The 18,830-nt window shown below is 69.2% G+C and carries 14 protein-coding genes and 1 pseudogene; 6 read left to right on the top strand and 9 right to left on the bottom strand.

The window, feature by feature from the left end; translation table 11 throughout:
• Positions 1-37: 37 nt before the first annotated feature.
• The 6 genes from ASD48_RS23400 to ASD48_RS23375 form a co-directional block, all read right to left on the bottom strand.
• Entirely contained in the window at positions 38-2,734 is a 2,697-nt protein-coding gene (locus ASD48_RS23400) for a hypothetical protein (protein ID WP_242432699.1), read from the bottom strand.
• 68 nt (positions 2,735-2,802) lie between these two features.
• A complete protein-coding gene (locus ASD48_RS23395) occupies positions 2,803-3,096 on the bottom strand; it encodes a hypothetical protein (protein WP_242432697.1) in 294 nt (97 codons plus the stop codon).
• Between the two features lie 56 nt (positions 3,097-3,152).
• A complete protein-coding gene (locus ASD48_RS23390; RefSeq protein WP_057603648.1) occupies positions 3,153-5,855 on the bottom strand; it encodes an ATP-binding protein in 2,703 nt (900 codons plus the stop codon).
• Positions 5,852-6,427: a hypothetical protein gene (locus tag ASD48_RS23385; RefSeq protein WP_057603647.1), complete on the bottom strand. Its 576-nt coding sequence runs from the start codon at positions 6,425-6,427 to the stop codon at positions 5,852-5,854. The genes ASD48_RS23390 and ASD48_RS23385 overlap by 4 nt, the downstream gene beginning before the upstream one ends.
• On the bottom strand, positions 6,424-6,765 hold the full coding sequence (locus ASD48_RS23380) for a hypothetical protein (protein WP_057603646.1): 342 nt from the start codon (positions 6,763-6,765) through the stop codon (positions 6,424-6,426). Before ASD48_RS23380 ends, ASD48_RS23385 begins: the two co-directional genes overlap by 4 nt.
• Positions 6,762-7,691 carry a conjugal transfer protein gene (locus ASD48_RS23375; RefSeq protein ID WP_057603645.1) on the bottom strand — a complete coding sequence of 310 codons (930 nt, stop codon included), beginning with the start codon at positions 7,689-7,691 and terminating at the stop codon, positions 6,762-6,764. Before ASD48_RS23375 ends, ASD48_RS23380 begins: the two co-directional genes overlap by 4 nt.
• 717 nt (positions 7,692-8,408) lie before the next feature.
• Here ASD48_RS23375 and ASD48_RS23370 point away from each other — a divergent pair.
• From ASD48_RS23370 to ASD48_RS23360, 3 genes are read left to right on the top strand one after another with little or no spacing between them, the layout of a single operon-like run.
• Positions 8,409-9,875 carry a hypothetical protein gene (locus tag ASD48_RS23370; protein WP_057603644.1) on the top strand — a complete coding sequence of 489 codons (1,467 nt, stop codon included), beginning with the start codon at positions 8,409-8,411 and terminating at the stop codon, positions 9,873-9,875.
• Positions 9,872-10,720 carry a hypothetical protein gene (locus tag ASD48_RS23365; RefSeq protein ID WP_057603643.1) on the top strand — a complete coding sequence of 283 codons (849 nt, stop codon included), beginning with the start codon at positions 9,872-9,874 and terminating at the stop codon, positions 10,718-10,720. The genes ASD48_RS23370 and ASD48_RS23365 overlap by 4 nt, the downstream gene beginning before the upstream one ends.
• 45 nt (positions 10,721-10,765) lie before the next feature.
• On the top strand, positions 10,766-11,305 hold the full coding sequence (locus ASD48_RS23360) for a hypothetical protein (RefSeq protein WP_057603642.1): 540 nt from the start codon (positions 10,766-10,768) through the stop codon (positions 11,303-11,305).
• Between the two features lie 279 nt (positions 11,306-11,584).
• Here ASD48_RS23360 and ASD48_RS23355 read toward each other — a convergent pair whose 3' ends face one another.
• A complete protein-coding gene (locus tag ASD48_RS23355; RefSeq protein WP_030933194.1) occupies positions 11,585-11,755 on the bottom strand; it encodes a DUF5670 family protein in 171 nt (56 codons plus the stop codon).
• A gap of 348 nt (positions 11,756-12,103) precedes the next feature.
• Here ASD48_RS23355 and ASD48_RS23350 point away from each other — a divergent pair, with 348 nt between their 5' ends.
• From ASD48_RS23350 to ASD48_RS23340, 3 genes are all read left to right on the top strand, one after another.
• Positions 12,104-14,845, top strand: coding sequence for a hypothetical protein (locus tag ASD48_RS23350; protein ID WP_057603641.1), 2,742 nt, complete (start codon positions 12,104-12,106; stop codon positions 14,843-14,845).
• 195 nt (positions 14,846-15,040) lie between these two features.
• Positions 15,041-16,909, top strand: coding sequence for a DUF2075 domain-containing protein (locus tag ASD48_RS23345; RefSeq protein WP_079073936.1), 1,869 nt, complete (start codon positions 15,041-15,043; stop codon positions 16,907-16,909).
• Positions 16,910-17,719: 810 nt separating this feature from the next.
• On the top strand, positions 17,720-18,256 hold the full coding sequence (locus ASD48_RS23340) for an SMI1/KNR4 family protein (protein ID WP_057603639.1): 537 nt from the start codon (positions 17,720-17,722) through the stop codon (positions 18,254-18,256).
• Positions 18,257-18,272: 16 nt separating this feature from the next.
• On the opposite strand, the pseudogene ASD48_RS23335 reads toward ASD48_RS23340, so the two are convergent.
• Positions 18,273-18,443: pseudogene (locus ASD48_RS23335) on the bottom strand (transposase); the annotation flags it as partial.
• Positions 18,444-18,521: 78 nt separating this feature from the next.
• The coding region (locus ASD48_RS23330) for a hypothetical protein (RefSeq protein WP_206780417.1) at positions 18,522-18,830 on the bottom strand (309 nt) is incomplete at its 5' end.

The following is an 18,830-nucleotide window of genomic DNA, read 5'->3' as shown; positions in this document are numbered from 1 at the left end:
ACGCATCCCCACCGCCCCAGGCGGCGCCCAGGCGCCCTCACTGGTCCTCACCGTCCTCGGCCTGCCACTGCGCCCGCATCTCGCGCAGCCGATCTGCCTGGCGTTGCGGTTCTTCCGCGGGCCCGTTGTGCCGCAGCAGGTCCCGCATCCGGGCCCGCGCCTCCTCGCGCGGTGTGTTGCGGGAACTCCCTGCGCCGGGAAGGGCCGGGCCCGTCCTGTTCGGCGCAGGGCTCGCCGGGCGCGTGGCGCTGCCGCCCGCGAGCCGGTTCGGGGACGTCGGCGTGCCCGTCGGCGTTGCGTTGCCTCCGGCCGCAGATGTCGGCGCGGTCGGCCGAGCGGAGGCTGGCCCGGGACGGCCGGCGGGGCTGCCGGTGCGTGCCGTCGGCTGGACCGGGTTCGGCCGCGGGGAGGGGGCTGCCGTCGGTGCTGCCGGGAGGCGGCGGCTGCGGAAGGGGCCTGAACGGGCGGCCTGCCGGCCCGCGTCGGCCCAGGCGTGGGCGTCCTCGCGGACGGTATTGCCCCACACCCGCACCTGCTGGCGGGCGTCCTGGGAGTAGCGCGAGCCTCCCGCGCGGGCCCGGCTGACAGTGGCCGGGAGACCGACCGTCGCCCCGTACGTGGTGCGGCCGCCCCGGTTGAGGATGCGGTATCCGCGAAAGCGCACCAGACGGTTGTGGGCGCGCGTCGACAGCAGCGTGCGGTCGGTGTTCTGGTCGTGCAGTACCTGTTCCGTACGGTGGTCGATGACCTGGCCGTCCTCGTCGCGGTAGCGGTCGGGCGGTCCGCCAGGACGGCGCGGGCCTCCGCCTCCCGAACCACCGCCGTCTGGGCTGTCGGTCGGGCCGCCTTCCTTCGGGTCGCCGTCAGCTGTGGGCTTGCGCCACTTGGCCAACTGCTCGTTGTCCGGCCGTCGGCCGATGAGCAGCCAGTGGGAGCCCTTCGCCCCGAGCTGCACACCTGCTGCGCCCACGGCGGCCGCTGCGGTGAGCGGGGCGAGCCCACGCCTTGCTTCAGCGCCTGCGTCGGCCAGGACGCGACCGGTATCGACCGGCATGCCCGCCCCGTCGAACAGCGACGTCAGTGCGCCCATCAGGCGATGGCGGGTACCGAGCAGCCCGAACCGGCCGCCACCGCCGCCGGTGAAGGCGCGCAAGCCTCCGCCGTAACTGCCGAGCGCGGTAGGGGAGTTCATGGCGAGCGCGGCGCCGAGCTCGGAGGTGTCGCCGGGCAGGTGGGTGCCGCCGACCTTGGCGTAGCGCATGCGCATGGCCATGCGCCGGCCGAAGGAGGGGATCCCGGTCAGCAGGCGGCGGTGCCCGGCCGCGCCGGCGATGGCGAGGACGTCGATGAGCAGGATCCGCTCCACCATCAGGTCCGGCCCATCGGTGATGGTCGCGTCGATGGCGATGCCGAAGAACGGGATGAACGCGCAGATCCCGACGACGGCCAGGACCGCGATGCCCCACAGGGACAGCCACTTCCACACGCTCTGGCGCGCGGGTCCGGGCAGCATGCCCGCGATGAAGGTGACGCCGCCGACGGCCGCTGCGGCGGCGCAGATGCCCTGGGTGCCGAGCAGCACGATCGCCGAGGAGAGCAGCATGCCGCAGATGAACAGCGCGGCGATCAGCAGCAGCCCAGCTCCGCCGACCCGCCACCAGGTGGGTTTCTCGGCGTAGGCGGCGCAGGACTTGCCGACCTCGCCGGCTCGTTTCATGTCCGCGAGGAAGGCGTCGAATTCGCGGTCTTCGTCGGTGACGAGCGCGTTGGTGGTGTCCAGCAGCTCACCGCCGGGAGTCAAAGCCGGCAGGCCGTCGCCGCTGCCGTCAGCGTTCGTGACGCCCTCGATGTAGCCCCGCTCGCAGTACTGCCTGGCCGGGCCGTGAATCTTGCTGCACGCCTTCTTGCCCTTGTCGGTGACCTTGGCGCTGCCTACCTTGTATCCGCCGGTGATCCATTTCAGGTGAATGGCGTAGGCCTTGCGGTCGGCGGGCTTGGCCGGGTCGAGGATGCGTCCGTACTGCAGGAGCATGTACGGCTTGACGATCAGGGCGTTGGTGATCGAGTCCTGGATGGGACGGGCCACTTCGGTTGAGGAGACCGGCCCCTTGCTCTCCTGTTCCTCGCACTTGATCTCGGCGTTGCCGGCCATGCCCGCGCAGGGGTCGTAGCTGGCGAGTTTGCCGCCCCAGTCGTAGGAGTTGACGGATCGCTGGGCGACCTCGGCGGCCACCTGCTGGGACTGTCCCAGCGGCCCGTCCTGGGAGAGCAGGGTGTCGGGGCGGATGAGAGCCGAGGCGGCGAATGCCCCGATGAGCAGGGTGAGGAAGATTTCGCCCAGACCACGCCCGACCCGCCCGCGCACGATCATGAACCCGGCGAAGACGAACGCCCACGCGAGCAGCAGACCCTTCAGCCCGAGGGTGTCGACGACCAGACGGTCGTAGGTGTCGGCGACCTTCTGCGCCGGGCGGGTGAGGATCTTCAGCAGCGGGAAGCGGAAGGCGACCTCGATCGCCCACCCGGCCAGGCCGACCAGCAGCCGGATCAGGGTGAACAGCCCGGACAGAGCGAAGGCGAGGGCCTGCGTCTTGAAGGCGACGATGGAACCGCCTGAAGCGTTCAGGTCGTACCCGTCGATCGGTACACCCTCGGACGAGTAGATGTTCAAAGGGGCGAGCAGGTCTCCGGTCTCACTGCTGGCGGCCGCGTACACGACCTGGCTGTTCACCATGACGAAGACACCGGTGAGCAGCACGACAGTGCCGGCCGAGCGCAGCGTGCCGCGGTCTGGAGAACATCTCAAGCCCGCCCTTGCCTCGTAGGCATCCGGCGCCGCCAGAGCACGAGCGCGCCAACCGCCGTCGCGGCCGGCAGCAGCTTCCATGCGGCGGCGGTGTCACCGCCGTCCTGGGCGCTCGTGGCGTGGCGGCCGCGCTCGCAGTACGCCTTGGCCGGACCCGCTATCCGATCGCACGAGTCCGCGGGCACCTCGGCGGCGTCGGAGGCAAAGGCCTGTCCGGTGCGCGGCCACCAGGTCTCCGACAGACTCGCCCCGAGCGCCCAGACGAGTACGCCGATAGCGACGGTGATCACCGTGAGAGCGCTCGCGGTTGCGACGGGGCGCCGAGAACGGCTGGGTGGATAAGAGGTCATGGGAGGTCCTTTGGACGGTCGCCTGTGGCTGCGCCGGCGAGCGGCGCGGACCCGGGCGCGGCGGTGCGGGGGCCCGGTGTGGTGGTGCGGCGTCCCGGTGTGGTGGTGATGGAGGAGGAGATCCGCTCGATGCGGGGGATGACGACCTTGATGCGGCCGGTGTTCTGCCGCGGGCACGCGATGAGGAACTCGCCTTCGCGGCCGCGTTGTCCCACGGGGGACAGGCCGGTGGTCACCAGCCGCAGCAGCTCGCCGTCGTTCGGGTCGAGACCGAGGAACTGAAGTCCCCGGCAGGCGCGTTCGCGGTCCGCGGTGCGGGCGAGCGCGCGGTAGGCCATCAGCCCGCGGTCGGGGCCGAGTTCCTCGGCGTCGTGCGACCCGGCGATCAGACCGGCGCCGTGCTTGCGACCGTCGTGGAGGATCTCGTGGACCAAGGCGGTGCCCTCGGCCGAAGACGTCAGCCAGTACAACTCGTCCAGGACCACGGCGGTGAACCGCTCGGGTTCCTCGAACGCGGTCTGACGGGCGATCGCCGCGATCAGGTAGAGGACCGCGCGGCCGATCAGTGCCTCCAGCGGCTGCTGGTGCAGGACCTCCGGATTGGCGAACGCGGCCTTCGGCGGCAATTTCAGACCGGTCGTCGTGATCACGATCATGTCGGTGCTGCTGGAGGCGTCCAGCCGGACCGGCGCCAGCGTCGGGTCGAAGACCATCCGAGCCAGGGAGTTGGTGGCGACGACGCGGATGAGGCCGGCGAGGGTGGCGGCGGCGTCCTGCCGCTTGCCCGTCTCGCGCGTGGCCATCTCCTCGAGGACCTGAAGGACGCGGTGCATGGACGGCTCCGGGCCGACGGCAGCCTGCTCCACGGCGTGGTGCAGGACCTCGCCGTTGGTACTCATCGGTCCGATGCCGAGCTGCAGAGTGAGATAAGACAGGGCGTAGTGGCGTCCCTCGGGCCCGTCGAACATCCGCAGCGGGTCTATGGACACCTCAGCCCGGGCGGCGTCGATGATCTGGACGCGGCCCTTCGCCGCGGTCCGGGCGAAGGTGGCCCACTCGCGAACGGGGGTGCGGTCGATGCAGATCGCGCAACCACCGCGCGCCCACACCGCCTCCGCGATCAGCTTCTGCAACACGCTCTTGCCCGCCCCGAGATCACCGACGATGCCCATCGAGGCCGACGCGTCCACCTTGGGCGCGTCTGCGACATTGATCATCACGGGGCGGGTGGTGCCGCTGTCCAGGTCGATGCCGAGGAACATCCCATTCGGGTCGCCGACCTCTGCGGCGGTGAAGGCCCCACCCAACGCCCAGTCCTCACTGATCTGGTGCTGAGTGAACTCCCGCACCACACCGGGCCGCGCGGTAGCGGGCAGCCCGAGGGTGAACAGGGTTTCTTGCAGCCCGGCGGGACGCACGGCCCGGTAGTCGGCGCCGCCGAGCAGCGCGGCCAGGGCCCGGGCACGGTTGTCGCACACGGCTGCGGTCGGCCCCCACACGGTCAGGACCGTCACCGACTGGACCTCGACCTCCACGCTGGTGCGGGACAGGCGGGCGTCCAGCTCGCCCAGGTCGCGGGCGGCGTCGGTCAGGGAGGCGGGCATACCGGTGGGGCGGGCGTCGTACTGGTCCGCTTGGTCGATGAGTTCGTTCTTCTTTCGCCGCACCTGGGCGCGGGCCTTCTCCGCGGGCACGAGTGTGAGGTCGACGGTGTAGTCGACGGGGAAGTCGAGCAGCTCCAGCTGGGCGAACAGATCCGCGCCATCCTGGCTGACGGCGGGCGGGCACTCGGCCAGCGCCAACTGCGCCTGGTAGCCCACCCCGGCGTCCGTCTCGATCTGCAGCCAGCGCCTCCCCAGCGGCGAGCCCGTGCTCAGCCGCCACCACGCCTTGCGCCCCGACCGCGTGAGCTGGCCCGCGTTGGTGAGCTCGTCGACGTCGTCGAGTTCGGGGCCGACACCACCCTCCTCAAGGCGGACCTGGCCGAGGTCGGCGTAACTGGGGGAGCGCAGCACACCGTTCCGGATGCTCCCGCCGTACAGCTCGCTGTTCTCGGCCTCGGCCAGCAACGGCTCTGCCAGGCCGCGGTGCAGGGCGTGCTGGATCATCCACACGATCTCCGCCGGGCGGGCGGGGCGGAAGGCGATGCCGCCGGCGAGGGCGGCCTCCGCCCGGGAGGCCTGCTCGCGGTAGGCACTCACCTCGCGCCGTGCCACGGGCGCCGGACGCATGCCCAGCATCGGGGACAGTTCGGCCCACGCCGCGCCGAGGGACGCCGATACCTGGAGTCCGGCGCTCTCGGTCTGCAGCGGCACCGCCAGCCACAGGGTGCGGCGGTGCATCTCCTGGTCGTCCAGCAGATTGAGGGCGGCTTCGACGTTCTCCACCCACGGGTGCCGGCCCGCACCTGGTGCCTGCTCGGCCGGCTCGATGCCCTCGATCATGCGCAGAGCGATCTCGCCGGGGTCGACCTGCGCGCACAGCCCGAACAGGCGCGGCGCACCGGACAGCGACCGCACCAGGTGGGTGGTCCTGGCGAGCTGTTCGTCACGAACAGGGCCTGGGACGTAGGTGCCCTGGACGGTCTCCTCACGCCGTCCCTGCGCGTCCGGGCCGGGGTGCAGTCGGTAGAGCGCCCACACGCTGCCCTGCGTTGACCACACCAGGTGTCCGGCGATGTGACGGACCGGAACCCTCACCGCGCACCCCCGGCCTGCCCGGCCAGCGCGAGCAGCTGCTGCACACCCGACACCGCACGCAACGGCGCTGCGGGAGCCGCCGGCTGCGTGCGGTGGCGCGTGAATACCCGGCTCCGGGCCGGGCTCGGGTGCGGTGCCCGGGGCACACGCTGCACAGCCGCACGGGATGGTGTGGCCGCCGCGGCGAGCGCGGGCGTGTCCTCGATCGTGAAAGCGCCGAGCAGGGGACGAGACCGGCGGTCGCGGGCGGCCCGCCCTCCGATCCGCCCTCCGCGGGGCTGCCAGGTAAGCAGCACCCAGCCCAGGGCCGCCTGCAGCGGGGCACGCCCCCCGATCTTCGGCCGGCGCACCGCCCAGATCGTCAGCAGCCAGGCCACGGGCGGGACCGGCCCCATCCACGACCACCAGCCGATGGTCTTGATGAGCAGGAAACCGCCGACGACGGCGACCCCGATCTGTACGGGGGTGTACGGGCCGAGCGGGATCTTCCAGTCGGCAACTTTCCCCAGCACCCAGGGATGGCGACGCGCGGAGGTGTAGAAGCGGCCCACCCGGCCGGCGGCCGCGGTCACAGCCAGCCCCCGGCGCCGGGCGAGTGCACGCGGGAGGCCGGGAGCTCGGACTGGACGATGCCCGGGACAGCGGGTGCGCCCTGGGAGGGGTTCTTGACCTCGTCCTCGAACATGTCCGCGAGGCTGTCGCGCGAGTTGTACAGACCCAGCGCGATCACCATGAGCAGCAGGGCGCCGATCCCCGCCTTCAGCGAGAATTTCTGGATCATGGTGACGACGACGAGGACCAGCAGACCGGCCTGAAGCCCCTTGGCCGCCCAGTTCTTGAACATGGTGATCCACGAGTTGCCGAGGTCGTCCAGCTGCCCGGCGAGCATCAGGCTGTGCACCGCGTTCACCGCGCACCGCCCTGAGCAGTCCCGGACTCCAGGCCCGCGACTTCCCACCGGCCCGAGCGGGCCAGCAGCGCGAGCTCGTAGGCGAGCGGCCACCGGCCGTCGGCATCCCGGGCCTCCACTTGGACAAGGACACGCACCTTCGCGCCGTCGGCCGGCACCTGCTCGGCGGCCGCAGCCTCCTCGACGGCGGACACCTGCTGGACGGAGACCGCGACGTAGGGGGCGGGGGAGACCGCCGCCAGAGTCACCCCGGGTGCGAGGTAGCGGTCCACCTGTCCTGCCCCCGTCAGGTACGCGCCGAAGAACTCGCCGAGGGCCAAGGACAGATCGCCGTCCGGCGCCACGCTCACGCCGTACGGCGACTCGCCCACCGCGGCGCGCGCCGGGCCGGCCACTACCGCGGGGGCGCCGCGCACGGTGAACGAGGCGCCGCTCGCGTCGGCACTCATGGGGACGACGAAGTAGCGCAGGCGTCCGTCAACGTATTGCGCAGCCACGGTCACCGCCCACTCGCCGCCCCCTTGCTGCGCACTGCGCACAGCGGTCACCGTTGCCGGCTTCGGCTGCGCCCCGGCGACCGGGTCCGGCAGATCGACGTCCGGAGCGAGGGACTGCGCAAGCCGCGCTTGCGCACTGTCCGCATCGGCACTGCTACGCAACCACACGTCGACGAACACCTGCGCATAGCCCGCCGGGTCGGCCGCGGCGGCCGCGGTGCGCACGGGGGTCGGCTTGTCCGAGGGGGTGGCCGCGACGGTGGTCGGGCCGGACACGACCGCGACGCCCAGGGCGACGGGGCCGGCCGCGATCGCGGTGAACAGGGCCAGGCGCGACAGGCGCACGCGCCGCCTCATCCTCTCCAGCCGGGCGCCTGCGGCCATCGGGGGAGCTATGTCGCTCTCCGCGGCCTGCTTGCCAGGGGACATGGTCAAACTCCCAGGTCAGAACGTGTACTTGCCGACCTTGAGAAAACCCGCCGACCCCGACCCGACCACCGACCATGAACCCCCGACCACGGTCACGATGGGGACACAGAGCCCTCGGTCGGGGTCATGGTCGGCCCGACCACAGCCCCGACCATGGCCCCAGACAGTGCTCGGGCACGCCTGAACCGAACATCGCCGTGAAGACGGCCGGGGCGGGGAACTGGCCCCTTGAGCCCAGCAGACCCAGAGGGAAAAGCCGCCGAAGGACCGAGCCCGCGTCGGCTCCAGGAAGCAGGCCGCGCAAGGCGGTTGCGTACGACTTGGCCGAGTGCGCAGACCAACTCGACGGCCCCTGTCCGCTGTGCGCAGTCGACTGCACATGCCGAATGCGCAGGACCCGCAAACCGTTGCGCAGCCGCCTGTGCAATGAGCCCCGCTGCCGCTGCGGCAACCGCCACTGTGCATCCCTCGGCCGGCACCAGGGACAGGGCGTGGTCGGCCCGACCATGAGCCCGACCACACCAGCGCGGTGCGCATGTTGCCAGAACGTGACCGATGGTCGGGGGCTGTGGCCGTCAGCGTGGTCGGGGGCGCCGGGTGAGCTGACCGAATGGATCTCGCCCATGTCACCTCACACAGCGGGCCCGGCCACCACGCTCCCGCCCGCCCGCTCCAGAGCATCGGCAGCCGCGCGCACCTGGCGCGCGAGGAAGCTCGATGAGCCGCTTCGGGACGGGGATCCGCCGTGGGGCGATGGCGGCGGACCAGTTCACCCAGATCGCCAACGGCCTGTTCCGCGACCCCACGATCTCCTTCAAGGCGAAGGGAATCTTCGGGCACATCAGCACCCACCGCGCCGGCTGGCACGTGACGGTCGCCGACCTCGTGCGCGCCGGACCCGACGGACGCGACGCCGTGCGCGGCGGCCTGAGAGAACTGCAGCTGCACGGCTACCTCATCCGCGAACAGCTGAGGGGCGACGACGGGACGCTCGGTGAAATCGTGTACGCGATTACGGACCGCCCCGCTCCCGTCGACGCCGACGTTGCCGCGGCGGCTGGTCCGGCGTTCGCCCCCGCGCCGGCGGGTGAGGTGCTGCCCGGCTTCGGGGCGGGGATCCGGCGTGGGGTGATGGCGGCGGACCGTTTCACTCAAATCGCCAACGACCTGTTCCGCGACCCGAGGCTCTCCTTCAAAGCCCAGGGAATCTTCGGGCTCATCAGCACACATCGGGACGGTTGGCGGATGAGCGTCACGGACCTGGCGCGCGACAGCCGCGACGGTGAGGCGGCCGTCAAAAGCGGCCTCAGGGAGCTGGAGATGCACGGCTTCCTGCTACGGGAACGCGAGCGCCGCCCCGACGGCACCCTCGGCGCGGCCTCGTACTTCATCACCGACCTGCCCAGCCTGCAAAACAGCAGGTCGCAACCGATGTCGGGTTTTCCACCGGTGGATAACCCGACATCGGCTAATCGCCCCACAAAGAACACCAACAGAAAGAACACCAACAAGCAGAAGACCAGCACCGTCCCTCCGCGCGACCGGAGCAACGTCGCGCCCACCCCCGAAGGGACAGACCAGCTCGACGCACCAGCGTCCCCGCCATCTGCCCTCCCGGCGGAGGAGATGCCTCCGGGGATCCAGCTGCTGCTCAAGATCGGAGCGAGCCGTCCGGAGCTCCTGCTGACCGGGAAGGCGCTGACCGATCAGGGCCGCGTAGCCACGGTGATGCTGGAGGCCGGCTGGAGAGCCGAACAGCTGCGCCACGTCATCACCGACCGGCCGCTGCCGCACCCGGTGCGCACCACGCTCGGCGCGATCATCGCCGCCCGCCTGCGGGCCGCTCAGGCCTACCCGCCGCCCGCCACGCTGGACAGCCGTCACCACCACGGCGACGTGAGGGAAGACGAACCACACAGGTGGCCGACGGCCGAGCGGACCCCCATCGCCTCTGCCGCACACACGGTGACCGAGGCCCTGACCTACCGGGCGCTCGTCGAATGCGCCGGCTGCGGTGTTCCCGCAACCGCCCCCGGCGAAGACCTCTGCCCGGCCTGCCTGGGCTGGCCGTCGTGCCGAACCTGCCCCGGACCGACGCCCCGGCGAGCCCACCCGCAGGGCGATGGCCGCTGCACCATCTGCGCCACCGCATCGACCCACCTGCTGAAAGGAAGCACCCCATGACCATCTACACACCACCGACGACCGGAATCGCTCAGCAGCTGAGCCCATTCGGGCAGCAGCCCAAGCGGTGGGAGAGGAAACGCTCCCGCGCCGTGCGCGGCGGCCACGTCTGCTGCAGCTCCGATTGCGCGGCCAACTGCGAACCCGTCCTGCTCCGTGAGCGGACGGGATGGGGATGGATCGACTGGACGGTCCCGGCCGATGGCAGCCTGCCCGAACACCCGCACCGGGTCGCCGTGTTCACCCCGATCGCGACTCGGCCCCAGCGCCTGGCCCTGCGCTGGCTCGCCCGGCGACCGGCACACTGGATTGGTCTCGGCACGGTGACCGTACGGTCGGCCACCATCGTCGTTACGGCCTTCATCCTGATGGCGGTCGCCCTTGCGCTCATAAACGGCGTACCCCTCAGCATCGTGCTGCCGGCGGCCGCCTTGGCCCCGCTGCTCGCGGAGCACCTGCCTGACCGGCTCGATGCCCGCGCCGGCGAGAGCGCCCGGATTGTCGAGACGGAAGCAGCCTGCCGCTACCTTCAGCGCCTCGCCGCTCTGCACACCGGCGTCGTCCAGGCCGCCGTCAGCAGCGACCGTCACGAGGTGCGGCGCGCCGTCGAGATCGGCCACCACCAGCTGTTCGACACCGCAGACCTGCTCCAGCGCCACGACACCCGCTCGGCCTCCAGCGAGCTCATCGCACGGGAGCGGCTGATGCTGCGGCTCGCCGCCCAGACCCGCCAGATCGCCCCGCCCACGCAGGGCGACGTGGCTGCTGTCCGCAACGACCGGTTCGGCGGGCAGCCGCCTCTGGGTCCCTATCCGCCCGGGCCCCGCCGATGGCCGCAGCCCTGAGCCGACCACACGACCCCCGTCCAGCCGACGAAGGAGGAAACGAACATGCCCCACGAAGGTTCCGAGCAGCCCACCGGCGACGTGTACCTGCTCTTCGCCCACGAGGCCTACCACCTGGCCGCCGCCCAGGAGATCAACACCTCGCTCGTACCCGCAGCCTCCCTGCTGCACCCCCGTGTCCGGCAGCCCGACGGCGCCCGCATCTACGACCGCCTCACCCGCGGCCGCCAGCCAGGCGAGATCGTGCCGCTTGCCACGCTCACCCACGAACTGGACGGCGGTACGCGCTGGCCGGAGGTCGGCGACTGGGAAGCGGTCACCGCGGATCTGCTCCAGCTCATCCGAGACCGTGAATGCGATGCCCTCAGCCTGCGCCTGCCCCATATCGCCCGGGCCCTGGTCTGCTCCGGCCCGTACAGCGAGATACGGGTCTACGACCCAGCGGCCGGGCGGTATCAGGCCTACGGGCCTGCCGAACGCATCGACGTCCTGGTCGAGGTCGGTCGGCAGCTGGCCTGGGCGGAAGCCGGCTACGTCCTGCGGACGGGCGACGGCCGGGCATCGTCACCACGGTCATCGCCCTGATGCGCGCTGATCTTGAACATGTCCAATGTGTACTGGATCTTTCCGTCTTCCGGCGCGCCTCGTGAGGAGCAAAGGCGCCAGCCGTGCGAGGTGCGGATGTGGCTGGGGTCCGGTGGTTGGAGGGCAGGTTCCGCTGCTTCACCGGGCCCCAGCTATGGGGTCTGGTGCCCGGGAAGGTGGTGGTTACACGGTTTGTCGGAAGGGACGTCCTGAAGTGAGACATGCCTGTGGGCCCCCGGGTGTCCCCGGGGGCCCACAGGCCGGCTGCAGTTGGCTGGCTTACCAGCGATACCAGCGGCCCTTGCGGCCACCGGTGTCCGCGCTGCGCATGACAAAGCCCAGCAGCCAGACAACCAGCACGATGACGGCGATCCACCACAGTGCCTTGAGCGCGAAGCCCGCGCCGAAGAGGATCAGAGCAAGCAGAAGAACGAGAAGCAGGGGAACCATAGTTATCAACCTCCGTTGCTCCTGGTGCCCGGCGAATCGAAGAGCACACGGCTGATTCACCTGGTTTCTTCACCACTCTTGCGGGCACCGGACCCGGATTCTCCACCGGCGTTCACCAGATCAAACGCCAGAGCCTGAGGCACGGCCGCACCCGGTTCCGCCGAGCGGACCCCCGGCCCACGGACACCACCTGCCGGAGATCACCGCGCGGGCGGTGGAGGTGGTTTCCCGGCTCCGGGGCCCAACTCGGCGGTCGCGTGCTGAGGGAAGGGAAGCATACGTTTCGAAGGCCGCGCATGCTGGGGGCGACCGCATTAACATGCGAGCTCTCAAGTCCATGGGGGGTGCATGTCGGCACTGCAGCATTCCGGGCCGCAGCGGCTCGTCGGCGCAGTCTGGTCCGACAACGCCGAAGCTGCGCTATACGAACAAGCCGTCGACGCCCTTCTGCAAGAGCCCGATATCTCCAGGCGGCTTGGGAAACGGCCCGCTGCGACTGCCGAGACGCTGCGTGCTGCCCTGCTCGGCGAGTCGATCGCCAACCGGGCGATCGACGCAACCGGACAGAGCTTCACGAAGTACCGGTCGCTCCTTTTGAAGTTGCGCAACGCGCAAGAACAGCAGCGATCGCGCGGAAGCACCCTCCAATGGGGCTGGAGGTCAGCAGGGCCCCTCGTCCTGGCCGTGCTCATCGCGCTCGGGCGGTTTGCTGGGGCGGCCCCGTTGGGAACCCTCGCCCTTGTGATGCTGGCGGCGGTGTGGCTGGTCGCCGGACTGCTCTATCCGGTGTCCAGACGCACCCTGAGCACCTTCGCGCTGATGACGTCGGCACTGCCGGCAAGGTTGCTCCTGACGCTCAGAGTTCGAATCCGCGGCAAGGAATGGGAAACCGAGCTGAGACTCGGTGTGCGGCCTTTGGTCCCCCTCGTGCTCGAGGCCCTGCTGGGCGACGATCCTGAAGAACTCCTCATGGCCGACAGCTACGACGGCCTGCGGGAAACCACCGGTGCCCGCTACGTGGTGGCCAGCGCGACGGCCAAGAAGCTCGATCGGAAGATCGCGCAGATGGCTGGCGGGACGATTGCCGTCTGCGGGCCACGGGGCGCGGGCAAGACCACGCTGCTGACCCGCTGCGGCAAGAGCGAGGATTTCACCGTCCGCGCCGCAGCTCCCGCGAACTTCACTCCCCACGATTTTCTGGTCTCGCTGTTTGTCGACCTGTGCGAGGCCTACATCTGGCGTGCGGGTGGTGAGATCCCCAACCTGACGCGCCTGACCACCGTACGAAAGACTTTCGACAGCCTCGGCCGATACCTGCGGAAGCGCATCTCATGGCTCACACATGCGGCACTGGCCTGCGGGCTGATCGCCTTCGGATCGGTCGCGACCGTGCGCACTCTGCGCTCGCGCTACGGAAAGGGCCTCTACGAGCAGACGCACAGCCTTCAGGACGGCCTGGGCTCGCTCGTGCTTGCCATCTGGAGGGGCGACAATCTGGCCGCCGGGCTGGTGCTCATCGTCGGTGGCCTTTTGGTATGGCGTAGGCGGCGGACCGCAGCCCTCAAAACGTTGCTCGGTCGCGCCCGCATCGTCCTCACTGTGACGGGCACGCTGATCTTATGTTTCGTGCCCCTGGCAGGAATGTGGTCCGACGAGGAACTGACGCGCCAGGTGGATGAGCTCTTCGCCAACGGGCACTTCATGTGGGTAATGGCGACCCTCGGCTTGATCCGCTTGATGACTCCCACGGACGCGAGCGGGTCATGGGTTAAGGGCCCGATCACTGTGTCGAAGCCGTTCACCTTCGCGACATTCAGGACACTGGCCCTTGTGGGCATGCTGACAGTGGCCTACCGGAGCAGCGAACTGCGCGCGATCCTTTCCGACCCGGACAGCTCCATCCGCGTCGTATCGGTCCTGGCCGGCTTCCTCGTCCTCAAGATTGGGTTCGGCACGCGGAAGCCTTCGGAGCACGGGCTCATGGCGGAGTGCCGTGCCCAGCTCTACCGGCTGCAGACCGTGCAGACCACTGCTGCCACGGGCACGTCGGGGTTGTCCCAGGTGGTGAGCCTCGGCAGCTCGCACACCTCGTCGCTGTCCACAGTGGCGCCCAACTTTCCGCTGCTCGTCAACGATTTCAGGGAGATCCTCGGAGCCATCGCCCTCGACAATCATCTGGCAGGCCACCGCACGTTCATCTGCATCGACGAGCTGGACCGGCTCGGCAGCGACGCGCAGGCTCTCGCCTTTCTCAGGGAGATCAAAGCGATCTTCGGGGTCCGGCACGTCCATTACATCGTGTCGGTTGCCGAGGACGTGGGCTCGGCCTTCGTGCGCCGAGGCCTGCCGCACCGGGACGTGACGGACAGCTCGCTCGATGACGTGGTGTACGTTCAGGCCGCCACCATGCCTCTCTCGGAAGAGATCCTGCAGAAGCGGGCTCCGGGGATATCGCCCCCCTACGTCGCGCTGGCACACGCCCTCTCGGGCGGGCTGCCGCGAGACCTTGTCCGCTACGGCCGAAGGATCATGGAGACCGAGGAGACGACGGGTTCGGCCGAGCTGACGGACATCGCCCGCAGGCTCGTCCTGGAGGAGCTGTCGGAGACACTGTCAGGATTCCGGGTTCTGCTGAGCAAGCAGCAGTGGGACGAGGACACCAGCGTGATCCTGGATTCCTTCCGTGACCTGATGGCCCGCCTGCAGTTCGAACCCGTCTCTGTCCTGGACATCCGTGCCGCCTTGGAAGGGTTCTCACGGATGCAGCACCTCAGTCCCGCTGCCGGCCATGCGAACCAGCTGCCGGAGGAGACTGCCCACCTCGTTGCCGAGGCCTCCGCATACGCCTATTTCTCCCTCACCCTCCTGGACATCTTCGGCTCGGAGGGCTTCACCAGGCGCAGCGAGATGGCCGCGAACAGGGGGCCGGAAGGGACGCCTCAACTCCTTGCTGAGGCCCGTCAGGAACTCGCTGTTTCGCCCCACACAGCACGACGCCTGCTGCGGTCGATCCGTCAGGCGTGGGGCCTCGACCACACGACGTCTCCGGCCGCCCTTCTGCCGTTCCCTCAGCCCGCACCCGCGCCGTAGAAGCAGCAGACCTGCACAACGGAGATCACCGGCCGACGAGGCACTGCGCTGGAGACCGCGACTGCTGTCAGCGCTGGGGTCTAGAGTGATCTCTGTTTATCGCGGCCCGCCGGGCTTCTGCTGTTAGTGGACATGCCCCCACCCGCGCACGGTGTTTCGTGCTGCCCGGGGGTTTGTTTCGTGTCGTTGCTGCGTATGTCTGCGCGTGCTCTGGCTGAGGCGGCAAGTGTCGGCTCGCTTGTGGACAGCTTGGGGACTCAATTTCGTTTCACCTACGGCTTCGAGGCCGGGGTGAGTGAGAAGCGGTCGTGGGGCAACAGTCTTCCCGCTCTCGCCCACACCCTGCTCGACGCCGGGCTGGGCGATGTTGAGGTCCTCGTGGAGTATCCGGTGCCGCTGTCCAGCTACCGGGTGGATGCTCTGCTGGCTGGCGCCCACCCGGAGACTGGCGAGCCGTCCTACGTGGTGGTGGAACTCAAGCAGTGGTCAGCCGTACGGTCGGTGCCGGACGCCGAGGATCTGGTGACAGTGGAGGGTATGGGCAACACCGCCCGCCTGCACCCGGTCGCGCAGGTGCGCCGCTACTGCGACCACATCGCGGACTTCACCCGGTCCCTGCACGGCCACGAACACCGCATCAGCGGCGCCGCGTTCTTGCACAACGCCACCGACTTCGATGTCGACTCCCTCTTCGACTTTCCCACCGACGCCTACGGGCAGTTGTTCACCGCGTCCGGCAAGGGGAAGTTCCAGGATTTCCTCTCCGTACGTCTCGCCCCCGCCTCCGGCGCGGGCGCCGCCGATGCGCTGCACCCGGAGCAGATCGCGCCCAGCAAGCAGCTGATGAAGGTGGCGGCTGAGGAGATCAAGGAGCGCTCGCAGTTCAACCTGCTCAATGAGCAGCAGGTGGCCTACTCGCTGGTGATGCGCGCGGTGAGGAAGGCCAAGCAGTCCGATTCCAAGGAAGTCATCGTCGTGACCGGCGGGCCCGGATCCGGCAAGAGCGTCATCGCCCTGGAGGTGCTGGGAGAGCTGTACCGAGGCGGCCTGACCGCAGTGCATGCAACCGGCTCGAAGTCGTTCACCTCGACCTTGCAGAAGGTCGCGGGCCGGGGCAGCGGCCGCGTCCAGAAGCTGTTTCGCTACTTCAACCACTTCAGCCACGTGGAGAAGAACGGCCTGGACGTCCTGGTGTGCGACGAGGCCCACCGCATCCGGGAGTCCTCCAACCACCGCTTCACTCCCAAGGACAAGCGCAGCAGCCGCCGCCAGATCGAAGAGCTTCTGGATGCCGCCCGCGTTCCGGTATTCCTCCTGGACGAGCACCAGGTCGTCCGCCCCGGCGAGATGGGCACCGTCAACGAGATCGACGCCGCGGCGAAGGCCAAGAACCTCACAGTGCGCCACGTGGACCTGGACGGGCAGTTCCGCTGCGGCGGCAGCCGCGCCTACGAACAGTGGGTGCTGCGTCTGCTGGGCCTGGCTCCGGGTGGTCCCGTCCCCTTCGACGGCGATGACTTCTTCACCGTCACCGTCGCGCAGAGCCCGCAAGAACTCGAGGCAGCCCTGAAGGCGCGTCAGGAAGCAGGGCTCCAGGCGCGGATGACGGCGGGGTTCTGCTGGCCCTGGAGCGAACCGGTTCTCGACGACAACAAGCAGTTCGTCGGTCTCGTCGACGACGTGAACTTGTCCCAGTGGCAGTGGAAGCGGCCGTGGAATGTACAGGGCGATCGTTCCATCGGCGGTTTCCCGTCGAAGAATTTCTGGGCTACCGACCCAGCCGGGTTTAGCCAGGTGGGCTGCATCTACACCGCACAGGGCTTTGAGTACGACTACAGCGGCGTCATCTTCGGACCCGACCTCGTCTGGCGTGGCGGCGTGTGGGTCGCCAACAAGAAGGCCAGCAAGGACACCGTCGTAGCCCGCGCTGGCGAGCACGAATTCGCGCACCTGATCCGCAACACCTACAAAGTGCTCCTCACCCGCGGCATGCAGGGCACCGTTCTGTTCTCCACCGACCAGGAGACACAAGCTCTGCTCAACAGCGTGGCCCCCAGCGCGTAGACCTCTGTGTCCGGCAGCAGTCGAAGTCGGCGTACATCTGCCGCGGCTGCGCCCGAGCCGAGAGATCTCAGGTCGTCGCCGAGATAGCCGACTGGGGACTGTTCGGTGGTGAGGACGGAGATCGGCAGTCGCAGCGCGTGGGGCAGCAGGTGCATGAGCGGGCTGGACATGACCTGTGTGCGGCCTGCCTGACATCGCCCGTGCCCTGCTGTGTGCCTGCCCGGACACCGAGGTCAGGGTCTGTGACCCGGCCACGATCGGTATCAGACGTACGGGCCTGCCGAACGGATCAAGGTGCTGGCCGAGGTCGGCCGGCACCTGGCCGGGCGCAGGCCGGGCGTGCCCTGTGGCCGGGCGACGGGCTGCTGGTCCGAGGTAACCCGGGGGGCGCGAGCCCGGTCAGCAGGCGGGCGGCCGCGGGCGAGCGGACATGAGCCAGCCGGGATCCCACACGGGCAGCAAGCCTCGCGGCTTCCTCCGTTGCGCCCCTGCGCCAGTTCCTCGCCGGCCCTCAGCCATGGGGGCGGACCGTACAGCACAGGCCTCCCCGAAACGCGGTAGTCGCGCCCCTGAATGACGACTTCGATTCGACGACGAGCACGGGAGTCCTACGGTATGAGAGGCCCGTACGACTCTTGTCCGATCAGCTAGGAGCAGCAGACGGTGAACGTCGAGATCGAACCGGTTCTGCGCGATACCGCAGCACACTTAAAAGCCATCTCATTTGGTCGGAAAAGGTGTCGGTCCCGGTTGACGCACAGGGGTACTGATACAGGTCGTCCCTGCAGATGAGGCGAACGGAGCAGGGACATGATTGACCGAGCTGGCCTCGCTGGTCTGATCCGATTGATGCCGCCGTCGGCCGGAGCGGGGGTGATGGTTGACTGGGAGGCTGTGCAAAGAGCCTGGGGGCTCGTGTTCCCATCGGACTTCAAGGAGTTCCTCGCGCACTACGGTGGTGGCCTGTCAGACCTCGATCTCGGTGTGCTGGTGCCTGCCACCGTGACTCCTGAGACCTGTGATGAGCCGGGCGCCCCGAAGGGCGGCATGGGGTTCATCACCGCGGACACGCGAGCCACGTGGGTGGACACCGAACCCACCGGCATAAATGCAGCAGCCGAGGATCTGGTGACCTGGGGAGCGGATGGCAGTGCCGACCTGTACTGCTGGCTCACCCGCGGCAACCCCGAGAACTGGCCGGTGGTGCTCTTCAGCCATGGCGATGACACCTGGACGCGCTTTGACTGCAGCATGACGGAGTTCCTGCGCAGAGTATTGAGCGCAGACAGCCGGGCCGAGGCCATGCAGGATTCTGCACTGTGGGGCGCGGGCTTGCGCAGGCTCTGACGTTGCTTGGTCTGCCTCATCTGGCGAGCCGGCGGTAGCAGATGAGGGTGCAGGCAATGCTGGTGAAGGCCAGGAAGTGATCGGCTTTCCGCTCGTAGCGGCGGTGGAGCCGACGGCAGCCGGCGAGCCAGGCCATTGTCCGTTCGATCGTCCAACGGTGGCGTCCGAGTCGATGCGAAGTCTCGATGTCGGGGTACTGGGTCACGTGCCCAGTCGGGTACGAAGTGACGTGCTCAGTGGTTGAGGCGCCTGCGGGGAATCGAGTTCACGAAGCGGCGGTGGGGTGGCGGTAGCCGGTATGGCAGCGTGTGGACCAGGAGCCGACGGGCCGGAGCCGTTCGCCGCTCGAGCGAGCGACGACAAGGTTGCCGTCCTGGAAGCTGATCCGGTCGCCGGCTGCCAAGAACAGCGGGCTGTGCAGCTCGAAGGCGTATCCGTCGTCGGTCTCGAGTTCGTTTATGAGCACCATCCGTGTGACGGGTGTGGCCGCATCGGCGATCAGACGCATGGCCGGATGGTCCCACGCGGCCGTTTCCACGGCGATGGGATTACTCAGGCGACGTCGGACTCCCGG

Origin of the sequence: Streptomyces sp. Root1310, from assembly GCF_001426425.1 — a bacterium.
Lineage (GTDB): Bacteria > Actinomycetota > Actinomycetes > Streptomycetales > Streptomycetaceae > Streptomyces.
The sequence above is the reverse complement of the archived record's forward strand: the minus strand, read 5'-3'. Positions and strand labels throughout refer to the sequence as shown.

What these genes read in the sequence shown, in the direction of transcription:
- ASD48_RS23400 (WP_242432699.1), bottom strand. Translation starts at nt 2,734, where the DNA reads ATGGTGAACAGCCAGGTCGTGTACGCGGCCGCCAGCAGTGAGACCGGA.
- ASD48_RS23375 (WP_057603645.1), bottom strand. Translation starts at nt 7,691, where the DNA reads ATGTCCCCTGGCAAGCAGGCCGCGGAGAGCGACATAGCTCCCCCGATG.
- ASD48_RS23370 (WP_057603644.1), top strand. Translation starts at nt 8,409, where the DNA reads ATGAGCCGCTTCGGGACGGGGATCCGCCGTGGGGCGATGGCGGCGGAC.
- ASD48_RS23365 (WP_057603643.1), top strand. Translation starts at nt 9,872, where the DNA reads ATGACCATCTACACACCACCGACGACCGGAATCGCTCAGCAGCTGAGC.
- ASD48_RS23360 (WP_057603642.1), top strand. Translation starts at nt 10,766, where the DNA reads ATGCCCCACGAAGGTTCCGAGCAGCCCACCGGCGACGTGTACCTGCTC.
- ASD48_RS23355 (WP_030933194.1), bottom strand. Translation starts at nt 11,755, where the DNA reads ATGGTTCCCCTGCTTCTCGTTCTTCTGCTTGCTCTGATCCTCTTCGGC.
- ASD48_RS23350 (WP_057603641.1), top strand. Translation starts at nt 12,104, where the DNA reads ATGTCGGCACTGCAGCATTCCGGGCCGCAGCGGCTCGTCGGCGCAGTC.
- ASD48_RS23345 (WP_079073936.1), top strand. Translation starts at nt 15,041, where the DNA reads ATGTCTGCGCGTGCTCTGGCTGAGGCGGCAAGTGTCGGCTCGCTTGTG.
- ASD48_RS23340 (WP_057603639.1), top strand. Translation starts at nt 17,720, where the DNA reads ATGATTGACCGAGCTGGCCTCGCTGGTCTGATCCGATTGATGCCGCCG.